Origin of the sequence: Proteus sp. G2669, assembly GCF_009915245.1 — a bacterium.
GTDB lineage: Bacteria > Pseudomonadota > Gammaproteobacteria > Enterobacterales > Enterobacteriaceae > Proteus.
Genome location: NZ_JAABLX010000024.1, coordinates 1 through 26,842, shown reverse-complemented (window position 1 = coordinate 26,842; position 26,842 = coordinate 1). Strand labels below are relative to the sequence as shown.

Here is a 26,842-nt window from a genome sequence, read left to right as displayed (position 1 = left end):
TGAATTCTATTTTATTCCAAATCTTTTAATCTCAACTTAACTGTATCATCCCAATTTTTAATATAATCTTGACACTCTATACAACCTAAATCAGCCGCTTTTTTATAAAAAACTTTCGCTTTAGCAAAATCTAATGGAATTGAATGACCTAAAAAATATTCAGTTGCCAATGCTTTGTATCCATTGCTATATCCTGCATCACCAGCAAATTGGAAAAGGGTCATAGCCTTTTCAATATTATTAGCTTTATCATATATATAGCCTAGATTTACAGCAGATTGGCCTAAATAATTATCTTTTCTATCAATAGAACGTTGATAATATTTTTCAGCCTCCAAGCCGTTATTACTTTGATCATAGATTGTAGCAACCATCCAATTAGCATCGCTATTTCCATTATCTGCAAGTTTTATCAAATCATAAAATTCATCTGCTGTATTTGGCATATCAAGACTAAATGATGATAAAAAATCGGGATCATGTAAATAAACTTTATCTGGTACAAGAATATTAGCCATTATTTTTCCACTTAACATAATTGCCATACTAAAAAAAATGATTTGGCTCCATCTATTTTTTATAGCCATAAGTCACCATTATTAGGTAAAGTATTATTTTGTTGGGAAGAAAAATGGGTATTAAATACAATATCTGAAATTTCAGTATGATGGCCATCATTCCATACAACATCGCTTGTTAATAAAAATTGATTTCCATTTTCATTTATAACGCCATTTTTCTTATAATTTAAATTTATTGATTCTATGCCTGAGCACTCAATCTTAATCAATTCATCAGCATCTGTTTTTCCATCAATATTTTTATCTATCCATAGATTTAAAGAAGACCAGATTATATCGCTCTTATCAATTCTATTATCTTGATTGCTATCATATTGAGATAGTGCTTCAAACCCGTGTTTTGCATAGCCCTCTGATATATTAGAAGTATTATTACCAAACATTTCATTCCCATTATCTATAACACCATTTTTATTTTTATCAAATACAAGGAATGCACTATTATTATCTATCCATCCTGTCGATTCTTTTACTTCATCATTATTATGATCAAAATGAATACTATCATCATCAGGTAATGTAAAAATCCCACTCTCTGTTAATGCAATAACTAATGGAGTTTCAGCTTCTTGCTGCTCCAGAATATACTCTTCTATTTTTTCAATAATTTTATTTGGTGTATCTCCCATTAGCTGCAATATATAGTCAGGATTATTCTCACCATTTTCCGTTAAAGCCAATAAATGGTTTACAAAATCAATGCAATTATTAGTTAGTAAATTATAGCTACTCGGGAAATGCTGATAACTTCCATTTTTCATTTGCTCAATAGCATTGCTAATACGGTCAGATATTTCTGGTGAATATAATGGAAACGTCATACTTGTCACTTTATTAGAGTCATATCCTTTAGAATCATGAAACGTTAGATTATCAGCGCCGCCTTCCATTTTAGTGTCACCAAGACCCCAGCCTATTGATTCGCCCCTAAATTCCACCCAGACATGCCCAAATGAAGACTTACTTGTTTGATTGTTAATATCTGTATATAAAGTACCAGAAGGAGCAATATTTACTTTTATAGTATCCACAATTGGGTAATGTTTATTTTTTATTTCATCACGTTCTATAAGGCCAAAATCTTGTCCTACATTATCCATTAATAACTTTCCTTGATTATAAAATAATCCTGTAAAACTAATTCTCTTTTATATAAAAGTCAAAAAAAATAAAAGTTATTAAATTTATTAAAAATACCGTTATATTATCTTAAGTTATAATTTTAAATAGAAAATTAAACCGCACTTAATATTTAACTTAAGTGCGGTTTTTAATTATCTAAATTACATTTAATTATTGATTAAAACTGGCATCAGTATAAAGTTGAGTGGCTTGAATATCTTTTACTGTTTTCGCCCCACCTAACATCATATTAATTTTTAATTCTTTATTTAAATGTTGGATAACTGAATTTACACCTTCAGCGCCCCCTAAATTTAATCCATAAAGAATTGGACGACCAACAGCGACAACATCTGCACCACTGGCTAATGCTTTAAAGACATGTGAGCCACGACGTACACCACTATCAAAAACGATAGGAACACGTTTATTTACCACTTTTGCAATCGCAGGTAATACATCAATAGTGGCTGGTGCGCTGTCTAATTGACGTCCACCGTGGTTAGAAACCCAAATAGCATCTGCGCCTGCTTTAATTGCCGTATCTGCGTCTTCAGGTGATTCGATACCTTTTACAATCACAGGTAAGCCAGACATTTTTTTCACATACTGAATATCTGCGGGTGTGAAGGCTTGTTTAGCTTGAGCATAAATTTCGCTAATACCCGCACCTTTACCTGTTTTCGATTTGTCATCACTGATTTTTGCAAACGCTTCTAAGTTGGCAAAACCTAATGGAAATTGGAAATTATTTTTCACGTCATCTTCACGATAACCACCCACTGATGAGTCGATAGTCATAATGATACCTTTAGCGCCATACTGTTTTGCTTGAGATAAAATATACTCGTTAAAGGCATCATTTTTACTCATATACAACTGGAAAAAGAAAGGATAACCCGGTTGAGCATCTGCCACTTCTTTAATAGTTTTATTACCATAAGTACTTAATGAAAAAATAGAGCCTGCTTTTGCCATACCTTTTGCTGTGGCGACTTCGCCTTGTTGATGTGCAAGCCCTTGAGCTGCCATCGGTGCCTGAATAATAGGCGTATCTAATTTAATACCCAAAAATTCTGTTTTTAAATCTAAGTCAGAAAATTCGATACCTTGTAATGAACGAGGCATAATATATTTTTTATCAAATGCCGTTGTATTTGAACGTAAATTATTTTCGTCTTCAGCACCACCTCGAATATAACCGAAAGCCCCTTTTTCCATATTCGCCTGAACTTGTGCTTCCATCGCTTTTAGGTTAACTATTTTAATTGGGCCTTCTGCTGTACTTGCTTTATATTCAGCGGCTTGTGCAACGCCCACGCTTAATGCCATCGCAATAGCGGTTGTTTTTAATAATTTATTTTTCATTTCTGATCCATTTATTAATTTAATCATGGGATTATATTTATAATTTAATAAATTTTAATTTTCATTAAATTATATTTACTGAAAAATAATATAAGCCCTATTTTTAGGAAAAACTTAAATTAATCACTTACTTTTTTGTTAAAGTATTATAGCTTGTCATAAGATTACGATAGTCTGGAATATGGTTAGCAAAGAGCGCACCTAATCCTTCAACATCATTACGCCAATCACGGTGTAACTCACAAGCTAAACCAAACCAGTTAATTAATTGTGCCCCTGCTTTTGACATTCTATCCCACGCAGAGTCACGAGCAATAGCATTGAAAGTCCCTGAAGCATCAGTGACAACAAACACTTCAAAACCTTCTTCAAGTGCTGATAATGCAGGGAATGCAACACAAACCTCAGTCACAACACCCGCAATAATTAGTTGTTTTTTACCTGTCGCTTTAACTGCTTTTACAAAGTCTTCATTATCCCATGCATTAATTTGTCCAGGGCGGGCGATATAAGGAGCTTCCGGGAACATCTCAACAAGTTGAGGCATTAGAGGGCCATTAGGGCCATCTTCAAATGAGGTGGTCAAAATGGTAGGTAAATTAAAGTATTTAGCGGCATTAGCTAATGCTAATACATTATTATTGAATTTATCAGGCTCGATATCTCTTACTAAAGAGAGTAATCCAGCTTGATGGTCTACCAACAGAACTGCAGCATTATTTTTATCAATACGATGATATGTAAAGCTCATAATAATCTCCGATAGTATAATAGAGTTAAGGCTCAATTAAATAATAGCGCCAAATTTACATGACAATACTCAGACCCTTTAAATTTACATTTTAATTTATTTATTATTAATAAATAATCGATTGTAAACTTTAAATATAATTAAATATCACGATATTTAATTAACTGATTATTGGTTTATATAAATTTATTCGTTTCGTTGAAAAGAATTATAAGTGTAATCATTCTTAAATGAATCTAAAGATTATTGTTTTAACCATTCAAAATTTTTGTTGATGTCTTAGGGCTGGAAAAAGAGATAAAAAAACCCCCGCGGGCGGGGGTGAGATAAGCGCAACTAAAAGGTCTCTAACTTACTATCAGGAGATAGATCATTCATTAATGACGATTACGCACAATTTGATAGCGACGAGTTAAGTACTCAACAGGTACGCTCCAAATATGGACTAATCGACAGAATGGGAATAATAAGAAAATCGTCATTCCTAAGAAAATGTGCAATTTAAATACCCATGCAACACCTTCAAGATTTGCTGAAGCACCACCATGGAATGTCACAATAGATTGTGCCCATGCCACCAGCTTCATCATTTCACTACCATCCATATGTTGTGCTGAGAACGGAATTGTTAGTAGACCTAATGCCACTTGAATAACCAGTAGCGTTAAAATCATAATGTCACCAAATGAAGATGTGGCTCTCACTCGTGGATTGGTTAAACGGCGTTTTAATAACATCACGCCCCCCACCAGCATTAACACACCACAAGTACCACCGCCTACCATCGCCATAATTTGCTTATATTCAATCGGTAAAAAAGATTCATACATCCAATGTGGTGTTAACATTCCCAGAAAATGACCAGCAAAAATACCGATGATCCCAACGTGGAATAAGTTAGATGCCAATCGCATATTTTTCTTGTCTAGCATCTGGCTAGAACCTGCACGCCAAGTGTATTGACCATAATCATAGCGTAACCAGCTACCGATAATAAAAACGGCACCAGCAATATAGGGATAGATATCAAAAAATAACATATTGATGTAATTCATTTTTGTGCTCCCGTATCCAACGAATTCCCCACATTGAGATATTGAACTGCCGTCTCTTGTGCAAAACGACGCTGATGTTGGCTAATATTGCTACTGCCACATTGCGTACCTTCTCCAAGGAACGTCACTTGTTCTTCTTCCCATACCGCATCTAACGCCGCAGGGGTATCATCTAAAGGCTCTTTTTCTACTTGAGCAGTGAGTTGTGATGCTTCTAATCCGCTTTGTGAAAGACAAAGCAATACATCAAAGAGAGCGTGATAATCACTGCCTCGCTGTTTTAAACGCTCACCTAACAGGGCCAAAATAGGCGCAATATTGTTTAGCCCTTCTATACACTCTGTGGTCGGTAAAAGTGTTAAATACTCAAGGTAAGTAGGCAAATAGTCTGGGAGTTCACGGCTACTTAATGTGATCCCCGCTTGTTGATATTGATTTAACAGATCAACCATTGCCTGACCGCGATCGCGAGATTCACCATGAACATGTTCAAATAACAACAGTGAGCGTGCTCGACCTCTATCAAAAAGTTCACTGTAGTTAGATTGTGCATCTAATAACTCTTGTTGCGTTAATGTGTGAATAAATGCCATCAATTTTGCAACTTGAGTCACAGGAAGCTCATCGGCCTCCTGTAATGCATCAATAAGCTCGCCACGGTTATCCCATAATTCTTGTGTGGGATAATCTAAAAGATGAGAAATAACTTTCAGAGAGATCATCATATTTTCTCCTCTGAACGACGTTCATCCTGAGGTGTTCTTGAAGTGATATCAATCGCATCAATGCGATGACTATTAAACAAATTAAATTTGCTATCACTACCATGGCAACCATCACCAAAGCTAAAACCACAACCATTACGTTCTGGGAAAGCTTCTCTTGCAAGTTCTCGATGGCTTGATGGAATAACAAAGCGATCTTCATAATTTGCAATAGCAAGATAGCGGTACATCTCTTGCGCCTGTGCTTCAGTCAAGCCGACTTGCTCTAACGCACTTAAATCTGTTTTTCCTTCTACGGTTTCAGCACGTTTGTAATGACGCATCGCGAGCATGCGTTTTAATGCTAATAACACAGGTGTAGTGTCACCAGCTGTCAATAAGTTAGCTAAATACTGAACAGGAATACGTAAGCTTTCTACATCAGGCAATACACCAGTATGAGGTAACACCCCCGCATCCGCAGCTGACTGAATAGGTGACAAAGGTGGCACATACCAAACCATTGGTAAGGTGCGATATTCAGGGTGTAGTGGTAATGCCAGCTTCCAATCCACTGCCATTTTGTAAACAGGTGAACGTTGTGCTGCATCAATCACACTTAACGGAATACCTTGCTCTTCAGCTGCTGCAATCACTTCAGGATCGAAGGGATCTAAGAAGATATCTAACTGGCTTTGGTATAAATCTTTTTCATTATCCGCACTGGCAGCTTGTGAGATTTTATCTGCGTCATACAGCATTACCCCCAGATAACGGATACGCCCTACACAGGTTTCTGAGCACAGTGTTGGCTGACCGGCTTCAATACGTGGATAGCAGAAAATACATTTTTCTGACTTACCACTTTTCCAGTTGAAATAGATTTTTTTATATGGACACCCAGTTAAACACATACGCCATCCACGGCATTTATCTTGGTCGATAAGTACAATACCGTCTTCAGCACGTTTATAAATTGCACCACTTGGACATGTCGCCACACAAGCAGGATTTAAGCAGTGTTCACATAAACGAGGTAAATACATCATGAATGTATTTTCAAACTGCCCGTACATCTCTTTTTGCATATTGGCGAAGTTTTTGTCCGCTGCACGTTTGCTAAATTCCCCCCCTAAATCGTCTTCCCAGTTTGGGCCTTTTTCGATTTTGGTCATGCGCTGACCGGTGATCAGTGAACGAGGACGTGCTGTCGGTAATGAGCCTTCTGGTGCATTTTTTAAATGCTCATAGTCATAATCAAACGGCTCATAGTAATCGTCCAATGCTGGAACATCTGGGTTGGCAAAAATTTTAGATAATAGACCAACACGGTTACCCATTCTTGGTACTAATTTACCTTTGATATTTTTGATCCAGCCACCTTTCCACTTCTCTTGGTCTTCCCAATTTTGGGGATACCCTGTACCTGGTTTTGTTTCAACGTTATTGAACCATGCGTATTCAACACCTTCACGGCTAGTCCAAACATTTTTACAGGTTACTGAACAGGTATGGCAACCGATACATTTGTCGAGGTTCAGTACCATACCGACTTGTGAACGAATTTTCATTATGCCTTCTCCTGTCCATTCAGGGTCTGTTGATAAGCATCACCTTCACCATCAAGCCAATCAATCTGTTTCATTTTACGCACCACAACAAACTCATCACGGTTAGAGCCCACAGTGCCGTAATAGTTAAAGCTATAAGCCAATTGAGCGTAACCACCAATCATATGGGTTGGTTTAGGGCAAACACGCGTCACTGAGTTGTGAATACCACCTCGCATTCCGGTTATTTCAGATCCTGGTAGGTTTATTTGGCGCTCTTGTGCGTGATACATATAAATCATGCCATCAGGAATACGTTGACTGACAATGGCTCTTGCCGTTAACGCACCATTACTGTTGTACGCTTCAACCCAATCGTTATCGCTAATTCCCATCTCTTTGGCATCATCTTCACTCAGCCACACTACAGGGCCACCACGACCTAGCGTTAACATGAGTAAGTTATCGCTATAGGTTGAGTGAATACCCCATTTTTGGTGAGGAGTTAGGAAATTCAGCGCTTTCTCAGGGAAACCATTTGGTTTTTTACCTTTAACCGCATCAATCGCTTTAGTATCAATAGGTGGACGATAGACCACTAAACTTTCACCATAAGCACGCATCCACTCGTGATCTTGATACAACTGCTGGCGACCACTTAACGTACGCCAAGGGATCATCTCGTGAACATTGGTATAACAGGCGTTATAAGAGACATGCTCATCTTCAAGACCAGACCATGTTGGGCTTGAGATAATCTTACGAGGCTGAGCAACAATATCGCGGAAACGAATTTTCTCGTCTTCTTTCACTTTGGCTAAATGAGTGTGATCGCGTCCTGTCACTTTACTTAATGCATCCCACGCTTTTACAGCCACTTGACCGTTAGTTTCAGGTGCTAAAGAAAGAATAACTTCGGCTGCATCAATCGCGGTTTCAATTGCTGGACGCCCTTTTGCCACACCATCATGACGGACACGATTGAGTTTTTTCAGGAAATCGACTTCTGTTTGCGTATTCCAACTGATCCCTTTACCACCATTACCCAATTTATCCATCAGAGGGCCAAGTGAGGTAAAGCGAGCATAGGTATTTGGATAATCACGTTCAACAGGAATAAGGTGTGGTGCTGTTTTACCCGGAATAAGGTCACATTCACCTTTTTTCCAATCTTTCACATCGAAAGGCTGTGCCATTTCAGCGGCAGAGTCATGCTGAATAGGCAATGTCACTAAATCCGTTTCAACCCCTAAATGACCTACACATAATTTAGAGAAGGTTTTAGCGATACCTTTATAGATTTCCCAATCTGTTTTAGACTCCCAAGCAGGATCAACCGCGGCCGTTAATGGGTGAATAAAGGGATGCATATCCGACGTATTCATATCATCTTTCTCATACCATGTTGCAGTTGGTAAAACGATATCTGAGAAAAGACAGGTACTTGACATACGGAAGTCTAAAGTCACCACTAAATCAACTTTACCTTCACCACCGTTATCTTGCCATTCCACTTCTTGTGGCTTAACTTGGCCTTGCTCGCCTAAATCTTTACCTTGTAATCCGTTTTCGGTTCCCAGCAAGTATTTCAGTAAATACTCATGTCCTTTACCCGCCGAACCTAATAAGTTAGAGCGCCAGATAAATAAATTACGTGGGAAGTTTTGTGGATTATCAGGTTGCTCTGAAGCAAAACGAATTTCACCTGATTTCAATGCATTAACGGTGTAATCAGCGGCACTAACACCTGCCTCTTGAGCTTTTTTCGCAATAGACAGAGGGTTTAAATTTAATTGAGGCGCCGATGGTAACCATCCCATGCGTTCTGAACGCACATTCATATCAACCAAGCTACCACTAAAGCGTGATTTATCCGCTAGTGGCGATAACAACTCTGTTGGTGATACGGTTTCATAACGCCACTGACTGGAGTGATTATAGAAAAATGACGTACTGTTCATATGGCGAGGCGGACGTTGCCAATCAAGACCAAAAGCTAAAGGCAACCAACCTGTTTGTGGTCGTAATTTTTCTTGTCCAACATAATGTGCCCAGCCACCACCACTTTGACCGACGCAACCACAGAAAATCAGCATATTAATAATGCCACGATAGGTCATATCCATGTGATACCAGTGGTTAATACCGGCTCCCACAATCACCATAGAACGACCATGTGTTTTTTCTGCATTATCTGCAAATTCACGCGCAATACGGGTGATATCTTGACGGCCTACACCTGTCACTTTTTCAGCCCATGCTGGTGAATATGCTTTGATTTCATCGTAATTTGATGCGCAATTTTCATCATTTAAACCACGATCAATACCGTAGTTTGCTAATAGCAAGTCATAGACGGTTGTAACGTATTTTTCTTCACCGTTCGCAAGTGTAATACGCTTAGTAGGCAGTTTATGAACAATTACATCATCAAGGGCAACACCTTCAAAGTATTCGCTCTTGATGCCACCAAAGTAAGGAAATGCAACGTCAACAACATCATCGTGGTTCTCTAAAAGCCCTAATTGTAAAGTGACTTCTTCACCACTCTTACCGTCTTTGGGCTCAAGATTCCATTTAGCAGCGCCTTCCCAACGAAAGCCCATAGAACCTTGAGGAGCAATCAGTTGCTGTGTTTTCTCATCAATAGCAATGGTTTTCCACTCTGGGTTTTTCTCCTGATCGAGATTGTTCACTAAATCAGAAGCTCGTAACATGCGACCCGCAACTAAATTGCCAGAATCATGTTTATCTAACATCACTAACATTGGCATGTCAGTGTAAGTGCGCACGTAGTTACTAAAGTATTCTGTTTGGCGTTTAACGTGGAATTCGTTAAGAATAACGTGTCCCATCGCCATTGCCATTGCGCTATCAGTACCTTGTTTTGGATTTAACCATTGGTCACACAGTTTAGCGATTTCAGCATAATCAGGTGTTACCGCTACGGTTTTTGTTCCTTTGTAGCGAACTTCTGTAAAGAAGTGGGCATCTGGAGTACGTGTTTGCGGTACGTTAGAGCCCCAGGCAATCAGGTAAGATGAGTTATACCAGTCTGCCGATTCAGGAACGTCTGTTTGCTCACCCCATGTCATTGGTGATGCTGGTGGTAAGTCGCAATACCAATCGTAAAAACTTAAACATGCCCCGCCAATAAGTGATAAATAACGCGCACCCGCAGCGTATGACACCATCGACATTGCTGGAATTGGCGAAAAGCCGATAATACGATCAGGACCATATTCTTTAGCGGTAAATACGTTAGAAGCAGCAATAATTTCATTTACTTCAGACCATGAAGAACGAACAAAACCACCACGTCCACGCGCTTGTTTATAGCTTTTAGTTTTTTCTGGTGAGCTAATAATTGAAGCCCAAGCATCGACAGGATCACTGTGTTGTGCTTTCGCTTCACGCCATAATTTAATTAAGCGTTTACGTACCATGGGATATTTAACGCGATTCGCGCTGTATAAATACCATGAATAACTTGCACCACGAGGACAACCACGAGGCTCATGATCGGGTAAATCAGGGCGTGTACGCGGGTAGTCCGTTTGTTGGGTTTCCCAAGTTACTAACCCATTTTTGACATAAATTTTCCAGCTACATGAGCCTGTACAGTTAACACCATGAGTGGAACGGACAATTTTGTCATGTTGCCAACGACTACGATAACCATCTTCCCAGTCACGATTAACATTTAATTCTTGGCCATGATCCTTTGAAAAGGTATCGCCAAGCTGTTTAAAATAGCGGAATCTATCGAGAAACTTACTCATCAGATACTCTCCCAATGCGCGCGAGCGCTCTCACATTGCGTATAATTCGTCATTATTGTTTATTGTGTTTACGTCCATAGACCAACCAAGTGATCAAGACGCAGGCGATATAAAATAGAACAAAGATTTTCATGGCTCCGGCAGGTGAGCCAGTCATTGCAAGCGATGTGCCAAAGGCTTTAGGAATAAAGAAGCCACCAATTGCACCAATTGCAGAGATAAAACCAAGCGCCGCAGCACTTTCTGTCACCGCTTCTTTTTGAGCAGCTTCATCGCAAGCGCCTTGTGCTTTCATGCGATCAACAGTGATTTTTCTAAACACCACTGCAATCATTTGGAATGTAGAACCGCTACCTAAACCTGCAGTTAAAAACAGCACCATAAAGACGCCATAGAATGCGATAAATGAGCCACCAGCACCGTTTTCAGGTAGTGTTAAGAAGAGTAGAGCAGAGAAAATTGCCATGATGATAAAGTTAATCAGCGTGACTCTAATACCCCCGAATTTATCAGACAAAGCGCCACCTACAGGACGAGCTAAAGCACCTAATAAAGGTCCAAAGAAGGCATAATGCAAAATAACGATATCTGGGAATTGGGTTTTAGATAACATCGCAAAACCCGCAGAGAAACCAATAAATGAACCAAAAGAGCACAGGTATAAAATGCTTAATAGCCAGAGGTGACCCCGTTTTAAAACAGGTAATTGCTGGCTTAAAGAGGCTTTATTAGCTGCAAGGTCGTTCATACCAAACCATGCTGCAAATGTCAGAATAAATAAGAAAGGAACCCAAATCCATGCAGCATTTTCTAACCATAAACGTGAACCATCTGGCTGAACAACACCCGGACCACTAAACATAGCAAATACGCCAACGCCAATCACTAATGGTGCAACCAACTGCATAACGCTGACACCCAGATTGCCTAATCCACCATTTAATCCTAATGCCCCACCTTGACGTGCTTTAGGAAAGAAAAAGCTGATGTTTGCCATACTGGATGCAAAGTTTGCTCCAGCAAAACCACATAACAGTGAAATAGCAATAAAGGTTGCGTAAGACGTTGTTGTATCTTGCACCGCAAAACCCAGCCAGAGACAAGGAATAATCAAAAATACGGTACTGATTGCTGTCCAGCGACGACCGCCAAAAATAGGAATAACAAAAGAATAAGGAACGCGTAATATAGCACCTGAGACTGAAGGCAGTGCAGTCAGCATAAACAACTGATCTGTGGTAAAGTTAAAACCTACTTTGTTCAAATTTACTGCAACCGCACTAAAAAGCATCCATACACAGAACGATAAAAGTAAACAAGGAACAGAAATCCATAAATTGCGTGAAGCGATCTTTTGACCAGTCTTTTCCCAAAAAGCTTTATCTTCAGGATGCCAATCTTCGATCACCCCTTTTCTCATTTTTTCTGGGTGTTGAGTGAGTGCCATAACAACCTCGATTAACGGTTAGATTGGCACCTTTTTACGATTAGAATTGTTAATAAGTCATGATCTGTATCAAGCAAACATTTGTTTGATTTTTAAGCTAAAGTGGTTGTTTACACCTAAGTATTAATAGGGTTATTCCTGATTTGTCATTACAAATTATAAGGTTAAATAGAAAACACAATAATTTAGAGGTGAAATTACCCTTACCAGCTATTTAGAGGTAATACTTTAGTAGTATATGACATTTGATACCTTTTTAAGGCAAGATAGCGACGGAATCAACTTGGAAAAAAATGATGAGCACGCATAAAATCCAATGGCACTACCGTTTTTCAATTATTAATCAAATAGCGATATTAATGTTACTTTTCACTCTATTGGGTGTGGTAGGAATGGCGATTTCTAACCATATTATTTTGAGTGTACAAGGTAATGCTCATGCGATTAATAAATCTGGATCGCTACGGATGCAAAGCTATCGCTTACTATCTGCTTTACCTCTAGATGAACAGCATCGTTATTACCTTCATGAATTAGAAACCGATTTAGACAGCAATGAGTTACTCCAAGTCCTGAGTAATGCATCATTACAATCACAATATGCCCAGTTAAATACATATTGGAAAGAAACCTTAAAACCAACCTTGCTCTATGCACAACAACGAGATGATGCAAAACAAGAAGTCGCCTTGTTTGTTTCTCAATTAGACAAACTAGTATTAAGCATAGATCAGTTAACAGAACAAAAAATAAGGCTGGTAGCTTACACTCAGCTTATATTTACCGCACTGACACTCTTACTGTTATTTGGCTCTGTCTGGCATTTCCGCCGCCGTTTATTGCATCCTTGGCAACAATTAATGCAAATGGCGAATTCAATTGGTCATGGTAATTTTTCAGCCCGCTTCCATCAACGTGCTCATCATGATGAAATTGCAACATTAGGTATTGCACTCAATACCATGTCAGAAGAGCTTTCAACGCTATATAGCGAATTAGAAAAAAGAGTGGTCGAAAAAACGCACGACTTACAACAGAAAAACAAAGTACTCTCTTACCTTTATCATTCAAGCCAGCAATTACACTCCCCTGCCCCTCTTTGCGCTCGATTAAGACAGATACTATTTGAACTTCAACAAATTATTCCTGATACCTATTTGCAGATACGTTTATATGAGGATAATCATCACACATTATTTAATGAAATCAGTTTAGAACCGCACTCACGTCCTGAGCATTGCCCAGATCAACAATGTGAGCGCTGTGATGAAACGGTTTCAGCCACTATTCCATTACGCAGTGAACTATTGCATTGGGAATTAGCTGATCAGATCCATCGTTATGGGTTATTTGTTATGCAACTACCCGAACACACAGTCCTGACTGACGAGCAGAATAATTTAATGTTATTACTGACAAAACAAATCTCCGCCATGCTGGCAATGGAACAACAAAATGAGCAACAACAACAGCTTTTACTCATGGATGAACGCTCTGCTATTGCCCGTGAATTGCATGACTCTATCGCACAATCACTTTCATGTTTAAAAATGCAAGTCAGTTATTTGCAAATGCAGTCAGAAACCTTACCGGATAATTGCCAAAAATTACTCAAAGAGATGCGAGAAGAGCTTAACGTGGCTTATCGCCAGCTAAGAGAATTGTTAACTACATTTCGTTTAAAACTTACTGAGCCGGGATTATTAGCGGCATTAGAAAGTACATTGAATGAATTTAATCAGCGACTTGGGTTTGCTATTAATTTTGACTATCAATTGCCTGCAAAATGTGTGAATTCACATCAGAGTATTCATGTGGTTCAAATTGTACGTGAAGCATTGAATAATATATTACAGCATGCTAATGCCAACTGGGCTGAAGTCTCTTTATCTCTTAATAATGGCATTATTGAATTAAAAATTAACGATAATGGTGAAGGAATTAGTCCTAACCCTGAAAAATTAAATCACTATGGCCTTATTATTATGCGTGAACGCGCAAATAGCTTAAATGGCTCTTATACTATAAAAGTACGTGAACAGGGCGGTACTCAAGTGCTTGTTAAATTTCCATTAATCACTACTCATAAAGACCCTGTATAACATGGAGCAAGTCGTAATGAATAACATGGGATCACCCACAGAAAAAGCGACAATTTTACTCATTGATGATCACCCAATGCTACGCAATGGCGTAAAGCAACTCTTAAGTCTTGATACAACATTAACTGTCGTTGGGGAGGCGGGTGATGGTATTCAAGGCGTGAAACTCGCAGAAGAATTAGATCCAGATTTAATTTTGCTGGATCTGAATATGCCAGGAATGAATGGTTTTGAAACACTTGATCAGTTGAGATTAAAGTCATTATCAGGAAGGATCGTTGTGTTTAGTGTATCAAACTACAGCGATGATTTAGTGACGGCGTTAAAACGCGGTGCTGATGGCTATCTTTTAAAAGATATGGAGCCTGAAGAATTGCTTGCAGCACTTAAACAAGCGGCGGCCGGAAAAATGGTTGTCAGTCCTGCATTAACACCGATTTTAGCGGAATCATTACGTGAAGATCGTTCTGAAGGTGAGCGTGATATTGAACAGCTCACCCCGCGTGAACGTGATATTTTAAAACTAATAGCGCAAGGGCTATCCAATAAAATGATCGCACGTAAACTTGATATCACAGAAAGTACTGTCAAAGTACACGTTAAACATTTACTGAAAAAGATGAAGCTAAAATCTCGCGTAGAAGTTGCCGTTTGGGTTCATCAACAACGTGTCGATTAATCAAAATTAGGTACAATGGGCTGATGAGAACTCATCAGCTCAACTAACTCTTTTGCCCCTTTTTGTAACGACTCCCCTTTTAACCACATGGCATGAATAGGCAATCGCAACTCATTTTTCGTATTTTTAAACTGAAGTTGTTTTAATTTACCTTTTTGCAATTGAGTATAAATCAACGAATATGGCAAATTACCCCATCCCATTCCCGCTTCAACCATACCTAATGCCATTTGAAAACTATCCGTTTGCCAATAATTTGTAGCCACTAATGAGCGCTCATCCCTCAACTCTTTGGTGTGACTTGCGATCATAATTTGGCGAACATTCACTAAATCCTCAATAAATACGCCAGAAGGGTGGGCTAATGCAATATGGCTTGCAGATATCGTTGCCACCAATGACTCAGAGCCAAGATATTGAAACTGCTCATCACCATTCACATATAATCCCCCATAGACTAGGCATAATTGAATTTTATGCGAATGTAACATCTCAATAATGTCATCTTGTGCCGCGGTTATCACATTCACATTAAGTAATGGATAACGTTGCGTTAATTCAGATAACGCAGGTAATAAATAATCAGGATTAATATCAGCTGCAACACCAATATTTAAGACACTTTCGAGATCCATTGAAAGCTCTTGTGCATGCACTTGTAATAATTTTAATTGCTCTGCGATCATTCTGGCATGAGGCTCAAGTGCTTTGGCTTTTTCGGTTGGCTGAGGCTCTCGTGATGAGCGCTCAAAAAGTGCATAACCTAATTCAGCTTCCATATTGGCAATCGCCATACTAACTGCAGAAGGAACGCGTTTTAATGAACGTGCTGCCGCAGAAAAAGATCCCTTATCCATCACGGCTAAAAATATCGCAATATGTTCACTTGAAAACTGCATGTTCACTCCTGATGTTTCAGTTAAATTGATACTAGCTGACTTTTTCTGTCATTCTTGCTGATTTATCTTACGATGCTTAACAACACTAATCCACAGAAAAAAGAGAGTACAATGCAAGGTATCAAACGAAAAATTGTCTACGTGACAGCTTATGAGATCTTTGGGTGGGTTATTTCATCCGTTGGACTTGCTCTTTTGGCTGATAGCTCAACAGCAGTAACGGGCCCATTAGCACTTGTGATAACAACAATCGCGGTGAGTTGGAATTTTATTTATAACTGTATGTTTGAATTTTGGGAAAGTCGGCAGATTTCAAGAATTCGAACTTTTAGACGTCGTATTGTACATGCTATTGGATTTCAGCTAACACTGGTACTCTATTTAATCCCATTAATTGCCTGGTGGCTTAATGTTTCGTTATGGCAGGCATTAGTTATGGATTTTGCGCTGATCATCATTATCCCTTGTTATACTTTCGTTTATAACTGGGTATTTGACAAAGTATTCGGTTTACCAACATCTGCACTACCTGAAAATGCGCCAGTAGCCTAAACGACAAACGAATTAAGAAGAGTGATCTGCAATTAAGATCACTCTTTAACAGGATAGATATCTTCTAATGCAAATTGCTCAATACCACCCTCTAATTCACAACGACCTAAACCAATATTTTTATCATCAGCCGTTGTTCTTTTGAGTAACTTACCTGTTACTTGAGAAAGTTGAGTATCTAACTCAACAACACGATAATATTCTTTCATATAGCTTTCTTCACCTAGCGCCATATAAACTAAAAATTCATCACCTATTTTAATGTTCATCTCGTTTCTACTTATTCTTAAAAGTTAATCTCATGATGATAGATTAGTTTAGTCTAACGAAAGGTAATAAGAGAAAAATTGACTCACTCGATCTTACATTAAGTTAATTTATTAACTTCCAACTCATCATAATGATGCTGATCAGAATAAAAGACAGTGTTAAGTATTGGAAAAAACGCTCTGATAAATACACTAAAAGATAGCGTGCTAGCGGAATAGAAAGTAATGATCCTAAACAGAGAATAAGTGCCGTGTGAACATCGGTATAACCACCAGCACTATAAGCGATAGCTGAGCCACCCGAAAGAATGGTGGTAATAAAAATAGAGGTACCAATCGCCTCCTTAATCCCCATTTGTGCAAAACGCATTAATACAGGCAATACCACTAATCCACCTCCAACTCCCGTCGCTCCAAGCACAAACCCTGCACTCATTCCTGGTACAAATAAGGAAGAAAAAGTAACAGATGAAGATGGTGGCAAAGAAATTAAAGGATCTGAACCTGTTGATCTTCTTATCATCCGTTGTAAAAACAAGATCAATGAAAATACGATGGCAACGATCATTAAAATATTAATACCAGATTCAACACGATCGTAATATTGAGGTTGCGATCCCAACCACGTCACCCCATAACTCGCTAAAAAAGTTGCAGGAAACATGATCGTCAAAATTAATAATGCGGGTTTTAATGGAATATTACCTAAACGAAAATGGATATAAGAAGACGAGAGTTTCATTAGCATAGATAACAAATTAGCCGTTGCCACAGCCGCTAATGCATTCATTCCAAAAAGATAAATAAGAACAGGCAATAAAATAACGCCTCCGCCAACTCCGGTCGTTGTAATAACTAACCCTATTGCAGCGCCGATAAGCAGTTGTGAGACGAGTAACATCCTATTTCCTTTTGCTGATAATTTAGCGAGCCTAGATTATAGGCAAAATAACTTATAACCAAAAGGAATTAGATATAACAAATGGATATATAAATAAAGTTATTATAAAAAAGCCCTTTAATACGGAATTTACTCATATTCAAGGGCTAAGATTAAAGGCAGTTATTATTCTTATTAATCAGTATATTAGTTATTTAACACTCTTAATTTATTTCAGCCAAAACGGTTTCTGCTGAAAAATAATCGCCTGTTTTCGCTTTTTGCTGTAATACCCCATCACGAGATGCGATCACCTGAACTTCCATTTTCATCGCTTCCATAATAGCAATAACATCACCTTCTTTGACTTTATCACCATCAGATAAGATCCAGCTATGTAATACGCCAGAGATTGGCGCTATCACCGCTTTTTCATTCTCTTCTTTCTCATGATTAGCACTAACAACTGTTGGTATTACCGCAGAAAGTGACAGTAATTGAGCAGGCAAAGCGAGTTCATGACGACGACCATCAATTTCAATAAAGGTACGAACTAGCTCTTCATTTTTTGCTGGTGTACTACGAGGGAAATGAATATTTTTTGCCTGAAAATCAGTTTCAATCCAACGAGTATGTACCTTAAAATCTTCAGTAAAATCGGTGTGTTCCATCATTTCACAATGGAAAGGTAATACACTTGCCACGCCTTCTATTTTAAATTCCGATAATGCTCGACGAGCACGAGCAATAGCTTGTTCGCGAGTTGCACCCGTCACTATCAGTTTGGCCATCATTGAATCGAATTGGCGTGAAACCTGATTATTCTCAGCAACACCACTATCAACTCGCACACCGGGGCCTGAAGGCTGAGAAAAATGCGTAATTAAACCTGGTGTCGGTAAAAAACCTTTGGTGGGATCTTCCGCATTGATCCTAAATTCAAAAGAGTGGCCACGCGGGACAGGTGTTTTATCAATACTGAGTGGCAAACCTTCAGCAATACGTAACTGCTCGATAACTAAATCAATACCTGCGGTTTCTTCCGTCACTGGATGTTCTACTTGTAGACGAGTATTTACTTCCAGAAATGAGATAGTGCCATTTGCACTTAATAAAAATTCAACTGTACCAGCCCCGATATAGCCCGCTTTAGCACAAATATCTTTAGCTGACTGGTGAATACGTTCACGTTGTTCGTCTGTCAAATAAGGTGCAGGTGCTTCTTCAATCAGCTTTTGATTACGTCGCTGTAGCGAACAATCTCGTGTTCCGACAACAACAACATTGCCCAGTTTGTCTGCGATAATTTGTGCTTCAATATGGCGAGGTTTATCTAGAAATTGCTCAACATAACATTCGCCACGTCCAAATGCGGTGACAGCTTCTCGTACTGCGGAATGATAAAGCTCTTCAATTTCTTCCATTTTATGGGCAATTTTTAAGCCTCGCCCACCACCACCAAAAGCAGCTTTAATCGCAACAGGTAAACCATATTGCTTGGCAAAATCTAATACTTCTTTAGCATTATTAACAGGATCAGCAGTACCATTAACTAAAGGAGCACCAACTGACTGTGCAATTTTACGCGCTTTCACTTTATCGCCAAGTACCTCAATCGTTTCAGAATTTGGCCCTACCCAAATAAATCCGGCTTCTTGTACCGCTTTTGCAAAATCTGCACGCTCTGAAAGAAAACCATAGCCTGGATGGATCATCGTTGCTTTAGCTTTACTAGCAATATCAATAATTTTGTTGATATCTAAATAGCTTTCTTTCGGTAAATTACCATTGAGTCCATAAGCTTCATCAGCAAGACGAACATGCAGTGCATCAATATCATCATTCGCATAAATAGCAATTGAAGTAGCACCATAATCCTGACAAGCACGAATGATACGAACCGCAATTTCGCCTCGGTTTGCAATAAGTACTCGATGCTTCACTCGTTGTTTTTGGTTAATTGTTGTCATGAGTGGCATTCTCCTATCAATATTCTTGAAATTCGGTAATTGGATTAAAACGAATTTTAGCGTTAACAGGGATCTGCCCTGCAAGTGGTAAGTGATATTCAGCGACAGCACCAATAACAGGATAGCCTCCTGTTAATGGGTGATCGTTAAGAAACAAAACAGGCTGCCCATTAATTGGTACTTGTATTGCACCAATACAGGTGCCTTCACTTGATAATTCTTGTTGTTGCTCTCGCGCAAGGGGCGTTTCGCCTAGTAAACGTAAACCAATACGATTAGATTGTGGTGTGACTTGCCACAATTGAGAGGTTAGCGTCTTTATTGCATCCACAGTAAACCAGTCAGTACGAGGACCTAAAACAATATCAAGAGTGACGATATCTCCTTGTTTTGGCAGTGTTAATATTGGTTGTTCCTCAACAATAATACGGTTTGATATGCTTTCGTTATTAAGGTGAAGTACATCTCCTTCTTGCAATGCACTAGGCCCAATTTGGGCTAAAGTATCAAAAGCATGACTACCTAAAACTTTAGGTAATTCAAACCCACCTCTCACAGCAAGATAGCTACGCACCCCTGTTGTTGGTATCCCTAAAATAATTTCATCACCACAACGAACATCTATTGGTTGATAGCTTGATAGATATTCACTCACTCCTGACTCAGGTTTTAATAAAATAGAACAATCCGCCCCAGTTAAGGCAATAACACAATCTTGTCGCGCTTTAAGTGTTAATCCACCTTGAGTTATCTCAAGTGCTACGAAAGTTGTCGGATTCCCCACCAAACGATTAGCCGCATGTAAAGCGGGTTTATCTAGTGCACCAGAAGCGGAAACCCCCATTGATGCAGCACCAATTCGTCCTTCATCTTGAAATAATGTCTGTAATCCTGCCGAAATGACATATAAGCCTTTATCATTTAATGAGATAGGAGAAGCTACTGCCGATTTTTTTTCAGGTAATGAAACTGTTATTGGTACTTTTTGTGCATCAATAAAATGCACTTCATTTCCCGGCAATAAAAAGGCAGGTTGTTTGCGTGATAGATCCCACATTTTTATTTCCGTAGTTCCGATTAACTGCCAACCGCCAGGACTTTGTTGTGGATATACACCACTAAATTCACCGGCTAATCCGACAGAGCCAGCAGGGATCCGTGTACGAGGAGTTTTACGACGAGGTACATAGAGCTGGGTTTCATCAGCGATCAGATAAGCAAACCCTGGAGCGAAACCGGTGAATGCAACTTGATAGGTTTGTTCAGTATGTCTGCGGATCACATCATTTATGGTTATGCCTAATAATTCAGCCACTTCACTAAGATCTTCCCCTTGGTAATGAACAGGGATCGTTAATGACTGTGTTTGACGTGCCGATAGTGCTTTGATTTCTAATTGTCGGAGCTGAACAACAAGTTCTTCAGCCGTGATTAGCCATGGCGTATAGTGAATTAAGAGCGTTTTCGCTGCAGGTACAATATCTTCAATAGCAGCAATATCTGCTTGTTTAACAGATTCATACAATGCGAGCGTCTCTTTTAAAGAAGAAAGCTCGACAAGTAAATGAGATAAGTTAACGGGTAAAAAGCGCAAAGTATCTTCCTCCCTTATACGTGATAAGCTGCATCGGGCACATCGGTAATAAACATATGCCCTGGAGCATGGCTAAGTGCAAAAGGAACACCTGAGCGCATCACCGCCGCTTGTGGGGTCACACCACAAGCCCAAAACACGGGGATCTCGCCGTCTTCAATTCTCACTGGTGAACCAAAATCTGGCGACATAATATCTTTAATACCCAGAGCTTCAGGTGAACCAATATGCACGGGAGCACCATGTACCGAAGGAAAGCGACCACTGATCATTACAGCATCAGCAATTCTATCAGAAGGAATAGGACGCATTGAGACAACTAACTCGCCTTCTAATCGCCCTGCTGGACGACATAAGCGATTGGTTTTATACATCGGAACATTGCAGTTATCCGTGATGTGTCGGATTTCAATACCCGCTTCTAACATCGGCGTTTCAAAAGTGAAACTACAACCAATAAGAAATGTCACGAGATCAGGGTGTTGTGCCCATATGGCTCTAGCATCTGTAATTTCATCCGTTAATTTGCCATTTTCCCAAACACGATAAAGAGGAATGTCGGTACGCAGATCGGCGTCTTTCGCTAAAACAGTACGATAACTACCTGATTCGCAAACATCTAAGATAGGACAACTTTTAGGATTACGTTGTGCATAAAGTAAGAAGTCGAATGCCCAATCACGAGGCAAACTAATCATATTTGCTTGTGTCATTCCTTTTGCCATACCTGCTGTTGGCATAGCTAAACCATGACGAATTGCTAATCGAGCCTCTTGTGCTTTGGCGATTGCATCAGCAGCTGCTTTCATTAAATTTGTCATATTTACCCCTCACTTTTCAGTAAAGCAGGCGCAAATGGTTTAATTACAACGCCATGATTTATTAAAGTTTTTTTTACACTTTTGGCTAAATTGACTGCATCAGGACTATCACCATGAACACAAATAGAATCTGCATCTATAGCAGTAAAAATACCTTCTATAGACTCAATACCACCTTCTTGTACAAGTTGTAACATACGTTGTGCAACACGTTCCGGATCATATAAAACTGCGCCCTCTTTTTTACGAGAAACCAGAGTGCCATCAGCGTGATAAGCTCTGTCTGCAAAGGCTTCGGCTATTACACGAAGCCCTTTTTCTTTAGCAAAAGTAATCAAGGGTGATCCTGCTAAAGCAACTAATACCAATTGAGGATCTACAGCAAGTATCGCCTCAATAACCGCAAGCGCTTGGCGTTTATCATGTGCAATTGTGTTATAGAGTGCACCATGAGGCTTAACATAAGTCACGCTCAAACCTACTGCTTTAGCTAACCCTTGCAAAGCACCAATTTGATAAATCACATCAGCGGTTAATTCATCACTGGCAATGTCCATATTACGACGACCAAAACCCACTAAATCAGGATAAGCAACATGAGCTCCAATCGAGACATTATGCAGTTTTGCCGCTTTTAATGTTCTTAAAATTCCATCAGGGGAGCCAGCATGAAAACCACAGGCAATATTGGCACTACTGACTATTTCAAGTACCGCATCATCATTGCCCATTGTCCATTGACCGAAGCTTTCACCTAAATCACTGTTTAAATCGATGGTATTTATCATTGTTATTATTCCTTTAAGCAATATTGAGGTAGTTGAAAATCGCACCTACTGACATGATGCCCATATACCAAGTCAGTACACAGACTAAAATGCCTGACCATAACAGCCATGCTGGGTATTTATAGCCATTCATTAAGTCTTGACGACGCCATGCAACAAAAATAAACAGTGTCATACCAATAGGTAAAATTAGACCATTAAAACCACCGGCAAAGACTAATAAAGCAGCGGGCGCTGTTCCCATCATCATATAAATAGCTAATGAAACAGCAATAAAGATAATGGTTGCGATATTACGCTGGCGCTCAGTGATCCCTTTTTTAAACACAGTGATAAATGACATAGAGGTATAAGCAGCACCAATAACACTAGTAAGAGCGGCTGCCCATAAGATAAGACCAAAGATACGTAACCCAGTTAAACCCGCAGCATGTTGAAATGCTTGTGAAGCAGGGTTTGCAGCATGGCTAGAAATATCTAATGTTACACCACTAGCTACAACACCTAAAATGGCAAGGAATAAAATGTAGCGCATCAATCCAACAACTAAGATACCTTTTGTTGCAGCGCTCGATACGGCTTCAATATTCTCAATACCCGTCGTTCCCTTATCAAGAAGGCGATGAGCACCTGCATAACAGATATAACCCCCTACTGTTCCACCCACAATTGTGGTAATTGTGGCAAAATTAATAGAGTCAGGTAAAACCGTTTGTCTTAATGCTTCACCAATCGGTGGATTAGAAGCAAACATGACAAAAACAGTGAGTAAGATCATGACCATACCAAGAATAATAATCATACGATCAATAAAGTTACTGGCTTTGCGTGAAGAGAAAATATAGATCGCAAGTAATGCACTTAAGATCCCACCCCATTTAGGATCTAGCCCAACCATCGCATTAAGCCCTAATCCTGCACCTGCAATATTACCAACGTTAAAAACTAAACCACCGAAGATAACTAATATCGCCAGCAAATAGCCACTTCCCGGGATAGCTTTGTTGGCAATATCCGAAGCGCGCATATTGGTTACCGTGATCACTCGCCAAATACTTTGTTGCACAATAAAATCAATCACAATCGACGCTAAGATCCCAAACGCAAATGCGGCACCCATTGTCGCCGTAAAGGTTGCAGTTTGCGTAATAAAACCAGGACCAATTGCTGAGGTTGCCATTAAAAAAATAGCGGCAATCAAAGAAGAACGTCTACTTTTTATAAACGAAGTTGGAGCTGTATTTGCAGAATCTTGTGTAGCCATAAGCTACCCCCTTTATCATCATTATTTTAATTATTATTACTAAGGCAATTTGCATGCCATTGTTGAGCATGAATATCTGATTGTTAATCAGCTGATATTAGATTGTTGAACAATTAATAATAATAGATGAATAAATAAGCAAATAGATTTAAATATAGGATGATAAAAGTGCAAAGAAGATCGCATTTTTAACATTTTATTGACAATTGTAGGTAATTTATTCGTATCAAAAATGCACGGGAATGAAGCATAAAAAGATAAGATGCACAAAAATAGTGCATATAAATGAAGAAAAATAAATTTGAGTATTAAAAATTAATAAAGAAAAAATCAATTTTTTTAATAAAAACAAACTGAAAGCAATATTGTAGAGAGTGATAAGTGCAACATACAGCGACAATAGAGGTTATATATTGTAAAGCTCACTGATAGAATAGATGTTTCTATTAAGCTAATAGCAGAAGATAATGCAGAAAAAAACATCGCCACAAATTCTTTCTCAAAAAGTTGCCAATATTATTCGGCAAAAAATCACTATCGGAGAATTACCTCCTGGTGAAAGACTTTCAGAAACCGCATTAAGTGAAACGCTAGAGATATCTCGTAATACCTTGAGAGAGGTTTTTCGTGTATTAACTCAAGAAGGGCTGTTAACTTATAAACCTAATCGTGGTGTTTTTGTTTCAGTGCCAGATATGGCAAGTATCATGGATATTTATCGTGTAAGACGATTAATTGAATGTGATGCTCTGCGACATTCTTATCCTATGCACCCTGCCATTATTAGAATGCAAGATAGTGTCGATCAAGCAAAAAAGTTTCAAGAACAACAAGATTGGAGTGGTGTCGGAACCTGTAACATGCATTTTCATACCGCTATCGCTGAGCTTTCTGATAGTCCCAGATTATTTAAGCAATACCAGCTTATTTTAGCTGAATTACGCTTAGCATTCGGCTTATTAAATGATCCTCAATTGCTACATGCACCTTATATTGAGAAAAATGAACAGATTTTAATGCTGTTAATGGATGGCAAAGCGCAAGAAGCGGCGATGGCAATGGAAGACTATTTGGAAATTTCAGAAAGGACTGTGCTAGCTGCTTTTTCTCGTCATAATTTTTGTTAATTATTCAATTAATAATAAAATGCCCTATATTGGGGCATCTAAATAACGATAGCGTGATTTTTCATTATTATTCGATTTAAAAACTCTAAACGCAAAAAAGCCAACCCATTGGGTTGGCTTTCTCGTCTTATTTAATGCCTGGCAGTTCCCTACTCTCACATGGGGAGACCCCACACTACCATCGGCGCTACAACGTTTCACTTCTGAGTTCGGCATGGGATCAGGTGGGACCGTTGCGCTATGGCCGCCAAGCAAATTCTGTTTAATCACCCGTTACTCCGATTTCTCGTCATAACCAGCAATTTCAATCTTAAACAAGCTTACTTCATCTACTCTTCGTCTCTCAGACAAAACACCTTCGGTGTTGTCAGGTTAAGCCTCACGGTTCATTAGTACTGGTTAGCTCAACGTATCGCTACGCTTACACACCCAGCCTATCAACGTCTTAGTCTTAAACGTTCCTTTAGGTCACTCAAGGTGACAGGGAAGACTCATCTCGAGGCAAGTTTCCCGCTTAGATGCTTTCAGCGGTTATCTCTTCCGCACTTAGCTACCGGGCAATGCCATTGGCATGACAACCCGAACACCAGTGGTGCGTTCACTCCGGTCCTCTCGTACTAGGAGCAACCCCTCTCAATCTTCCAACGCCCACGGCAGATAGGGACCGAACTGTCTCACGACGTTCTAAACCCAGCTCGCGTACCACTTTAAATGGCGAACAGCCATACCCTTGGGACCTACTTCAGCCCCAGGATGTGATGAGCCGACATCGAGGTGCCAAACACCGCCGTCGATATGAACTCTTGGGCGGTATCAGCCTGTTATCCCCGGAGTACCTTTTATCCGTTGAGCGATGGCCCTTCCATTCAGAACCACCGGATCACTAAGACCTACTTTCGTACCTGCTCGAGCCGTCACTCTCACAGTCAAGCTGGCTTATGCCTTTGCACTAACCGCATGATGTCCGACCATGCTTAGCCAACCTTCGTGCTCCTCCGTTACTCTTTAGGAGGAGACCGCCCCAGTCAAACTACCCACCAGACACGGTCCCCGATCCAGATTATGGACCTAGGTTAGAACATCAAACGTTAAAGGGTGGTATTTCAAGGTTGACTCCATGCAGACTGGCGTCCACATTTCATAGTCTCCCACCTATCCTACACATCAAGGCTCAATGTTCAGTGTCAAGCTATAGTAAAGGTTCACGGGGTCTTTCCGTCTTGCCGCGGGTACACTGCATCTTCACAGCGAGTTCAATTTCACTGAGTCTCGGGTGGAGACAGCCTGGCCATCATTACGCCATTCGTGCAGGTCGGAACTTACCCGACAAGGAATTTCGCTACCTTAGGACCGTTATAGTTACGGCCGCCGTTTACTGGGGCTTCGATCAAGAGCTTCTCCCTAAGGATAACCCCATCAATTAACCTTCCAGCACCGGGCAGGCGTCACACCGTATACGTCCACTTTCGTGTTTGCACAGTGCTGTGTTTTTAATAAACAGTTGCAGCCAGCTGGTATCTTCGACTGGCTTCGGCTC

Annotated in this window: 21 protein-coding genes and 2 rRNA genes; 4 read left to right on the top strand and 19 right to left on the bottom strand. The window is 39.5% G+C overall.

The features are described from left to right. Positions 1–11 precede the first annotated feature (11 nt). The 9 genes from GWI68_RS06280 to GWI68_RS06240 form a co-directional block, all read right to left on the bottom strand. Complete coding sequence (locus GWI68_RS06280; protein ID WP_109409200.1) at positions 12–587, bottom strand: sel1 repeat family protein; 576 nt, start codon at positions 585–587, stop codon at positions 12–14. After that, positions 578–1,681 (bottom strand): hypothetical protein, encoded by a 1,104-nt coding sequence (locus GWI68_RS06275; protein WP_166539721.1) that lies wholly within the window; start codon positions 1,679–1,681, stop codon positions 578–580. The genes GWI68_RS06280 and GWI68_RS06275 overlap by 10 nt, the downstream gene beginning before the upstream one ends. A gap of 193 nt (positions 1,682–1,874) precedes the next feature. Further along, positions 1,875–3,071 (bottom strand): lactate oxidase, encoded by a 1,197-nt coding sequence (locus tag GWI68_RS06270; RefSeq protein ID WP_166539720.1) that lies wholly within the window; start codon positions 3,069–3,071, stop codon positions 1,875–1,877. 127 nt (positions 3,072–3,198) lie between these two features. Next, the gene (ycaC, locus tag GWI68_RS06265; RefSeq protein WP_166539719.1) at positions 3,199–3,822 is read right to left on the bottom strand and encodes an isochorismate family cysteine hydrolase YcaC; all 624 of its coding nucleotides are present in this window, start codon (positions 3,820–3,822) and stop codon (positions 3,199–3,201) included. Between the two features lie 377 nt (positions 3,823–4,199). Beyond that, positions 4,200–4,877 (bottom strand): respiratory nitrate reductase subunit gamma, encoded by a 678-nt coding sequence (narI, locus tag GWI68_RS06260; protein WP_109409196.1) that lies wholly within the window; start codon positions 4,875–4,877, stop codon positions 4,200–4,202. Next, positions 4,874–5,599 carry a nitrate reductase molybdenum cofactor assembly chaperone gene (gene narJ / locus GWI68_RS06255; protein ID WP_166539737.1) on the bottom strand — a complete coding sequence of 242 codons (726 nt, stop codon included), beginning with the start codon at positions 5,597–5,599 and terminating at the stop codon, positions 4,874–4,876. The genes narI and narJ overlap by 4 nt, the downstream gene beginning before the upstream one ends. After that, positions 5,599–7,152: a nitrate reductase subunit beta gene (narH, locus tag GWI68_RS06250; RefSeq protein WP_166539718.1), complete on the bottom strand. Its 1,554-nt coding sequence runs from the start codon at positions 7,150–7,152 to the stop codon at positions 5,599–5,601. Before narH ends, narJ begins: the two co-directional genes overlap by 1 nt. After that, on the bottom strand, positions 7,152–10,913 hold the full coding sequence (locus tag GWI68_RS06245) for a nitrate reductase subunit alpha (RefSeq protein ID WP_166539717.1): 3,762 nt from the start codon (positions 10,911–10,913) through the stop codon (positions 7,152–7,154). The genes narH and GWI68_RS06245 overlap by 1 nt, the downstream gene beginning before the upstream one ends. Positions 10,914–10,965: 52 nt before the next feature. Continuing rightward, a complete protein-coding gene (locus GWI68_RS06240) occupies positions 10,966–12,360 on the bottom strand; it encodes a NarK family nitrate/nitrite MFS transporter (protein ID WP_166539716.1) in 1,395 nt (464 codons plus the stop codon). A gap of 296 nt (positions 12,361–12,656) precedes the next feature. Between GWI68_RS06240 and narX the strand changes: the two genes are divergently transcribed. Together narX and narL are read left to right on the top strand one after the other, a co-directional pair. Then, positions 12,657–14,462: a nitrate/nitrite two-component system sensor histidine kinase NarX gene (gene narX, locus GWI68_RS06235; protein WP_109409192.1), complete on the top strand. Its 1,806-nt coding sequence runs from the start codon at positions 12,657–12,659 to the stop codon at positions 14,460–14,462. A 25-nt stretch (positions 14,463–14,487) separates the two neighbouring features. Next, positions 14,488–15,141 carry a two-component system response regulator NarL gene (gene narL, locus GWI68_RS06230; protein WP_082239485.1) on the top strand — a complete coding sequence of 218 codons (654 nt, stop codon included), beginning with the start codon at positions 14,488–14,490 and terminating at the stop codon, positions 15,139–15,141. Here the strand turns inward: narL and GWI68_RS06225 are convergent. Further along, positions 15,138–16,040, bottom strand: a complete 903-nt coding sequence (locus GWI68_RS06225; RefSeq protein ID WP_166539715.1) for a LysR family transcriptional regulator — start codon at positions 16,038–16,040, stop codon at positions 15,138–15,140. The two genes, narL and GWI68_RS06225, sit on opposite strands and share 4 nt — an antisense overlap. Before the next feature lie 111 nt (positions 16,041–16,151). On the opposite strand from GWI68_RS06225, the gene GWI68_RS06220 reads away from it, so the two are divergent. Further along, on the top strand, positions 16,152–16,592 hold the full coding sequence (locus GWI68_RS06220; protein WP_109409190.1) for a PACE efflux transporter: 441 nt from the start codon (positions 16,152–16,154) through the stop codon (positions 16,590–16,592). Positions 16,593–16,630: 38 nt separating this feature from the next. Here GWI68_RS06220 and GWI68_RS06215 read toward each other — a convergent pair whose 3' ends face one another. The 7 genes from GWI68_RS06215 to GWI68_RS06185 all read right to left on the bottom strand — a co-directional run bounded on the left by GWI68_RS06215 (position 16,631) and on the right by GWI68_RS06185 (position 24,178). Beyond that, positions 16,631–16,861, bottom strand: a complete 231-nt coding sequence (locus tag GWI68_RS06215; RefSeq protein ID WP_072063842.1) for a hypothetical protein — start codon at positions 16,859–16,861, stop codon at positions 16,631–16,633. Between the two features lie 103 nt (positions 16,862–16,964). Then, positions 16,965–17,762 carry a sulfite exporter TauE/SafE family protein gene (locus GWI68_RS06210; RefSeq protein ID WP_166539714.1) on the bottom strand — a complete coding sequence of 266 codons (798 nt, stop codon included), beginning with the start codon at positions 17,760–17,762 and terminating at the stop codon, positions 16,965–16,967. A 203-nt stretch (positions 17,763–17,965) separates the two neighbouring features. Then, positions 17,966–19,711: a biotin carboxylase N-terminal domain-containing protein gene (locus GWI68_RS06205; RefSeq protein WP_166539713.1), complete on the bottom strand. Its 1,746-nt coding sequence runs from the start codon at positions 19,709–19,711 to the stop codon at positions 17,966–17,968. A gap of 16 nt (positions 19,712–19,727) precedes the next feature. Further along, positions 19,728–21,305, bottom strand: coding sequence for a 5-oxoprolinase/urea amidolyase family protein (locus GWI68_RS06200; RefSeq protein ID WP_166539712.1), 1,578 nt, complete (start codon positions 21,303–21,305; stop codon positions 19,728–19,730). 14 nt (positions 21,306–21,319) lie between these two features. Then, positions 21,320–22,126: a putative hydro-lyase gene (locus GWI68_RS06195; protein WP_166539711.1), complete on the bottom strand. Its 807-nt coding sequence runs from the start codon at positions 22,124–22,126 to the stop codon at positions 21,320–21,322. A gap of 2 nt (positions 22,127–22,128) precedes the next feature. After that, on the bottom strand, positions 22,129–22,914 hold the full coding sequence (locus GWI68_RS06190) for a 5-oxoprolinase subunit PxpA (protein ID WP_166539710.1): 786 nt from the start codon (positions 22,912–22,914) through the stop codon (positions 22,129–22,131). Positions 22,915–22,927: 13 nt separating this feature from the next. Beyond that, positions 22,928–24,178 (bottom strand): NRAMP family divalent metal transporter, encoded by a 1,251-nt coding sequence (locus GWI68_RS06185; protein WP_166539709.1) that lies wholly within the window; start codon positions 24,176–24,178, stop codon positions 22,928–22,930. Between the two features lie 467 nt (positions 24,179–24,645). Between GWI68_RS06185 and GWI68_RS06180 the strand changes: the two genes are divergently transcribed. Beyond that, positions 24,646–25,305 (top strand): GntR family transcriptional regulator, encoded by a 660-nt coding sequence (locus GWI68_RS06180; protein ID WP_166539708.1) that lies wholly within the window; start codon positions 24,646–24,648, stop codon positions 25,303–25,305. A gap of 136 nt (positions 25,306–25,441) precedes the next feature. Here GWI68_RS06180 and rrf read toward each other — a convergent pair. Further along, a 5S ribosomal RNA gene (rrf, locus tag GWI68_RS06175) occupies positions 25,442–25,557 on the bottom strand. Positions 25,558–25,673: 116 nt separating this feature from the next. Next, positions 25,674–26,842: ribosomal RNA gene (locus tag GWI68_RS06170) — 23S ribosomal RNA — on the bottom strand; the annotation flags it as partial.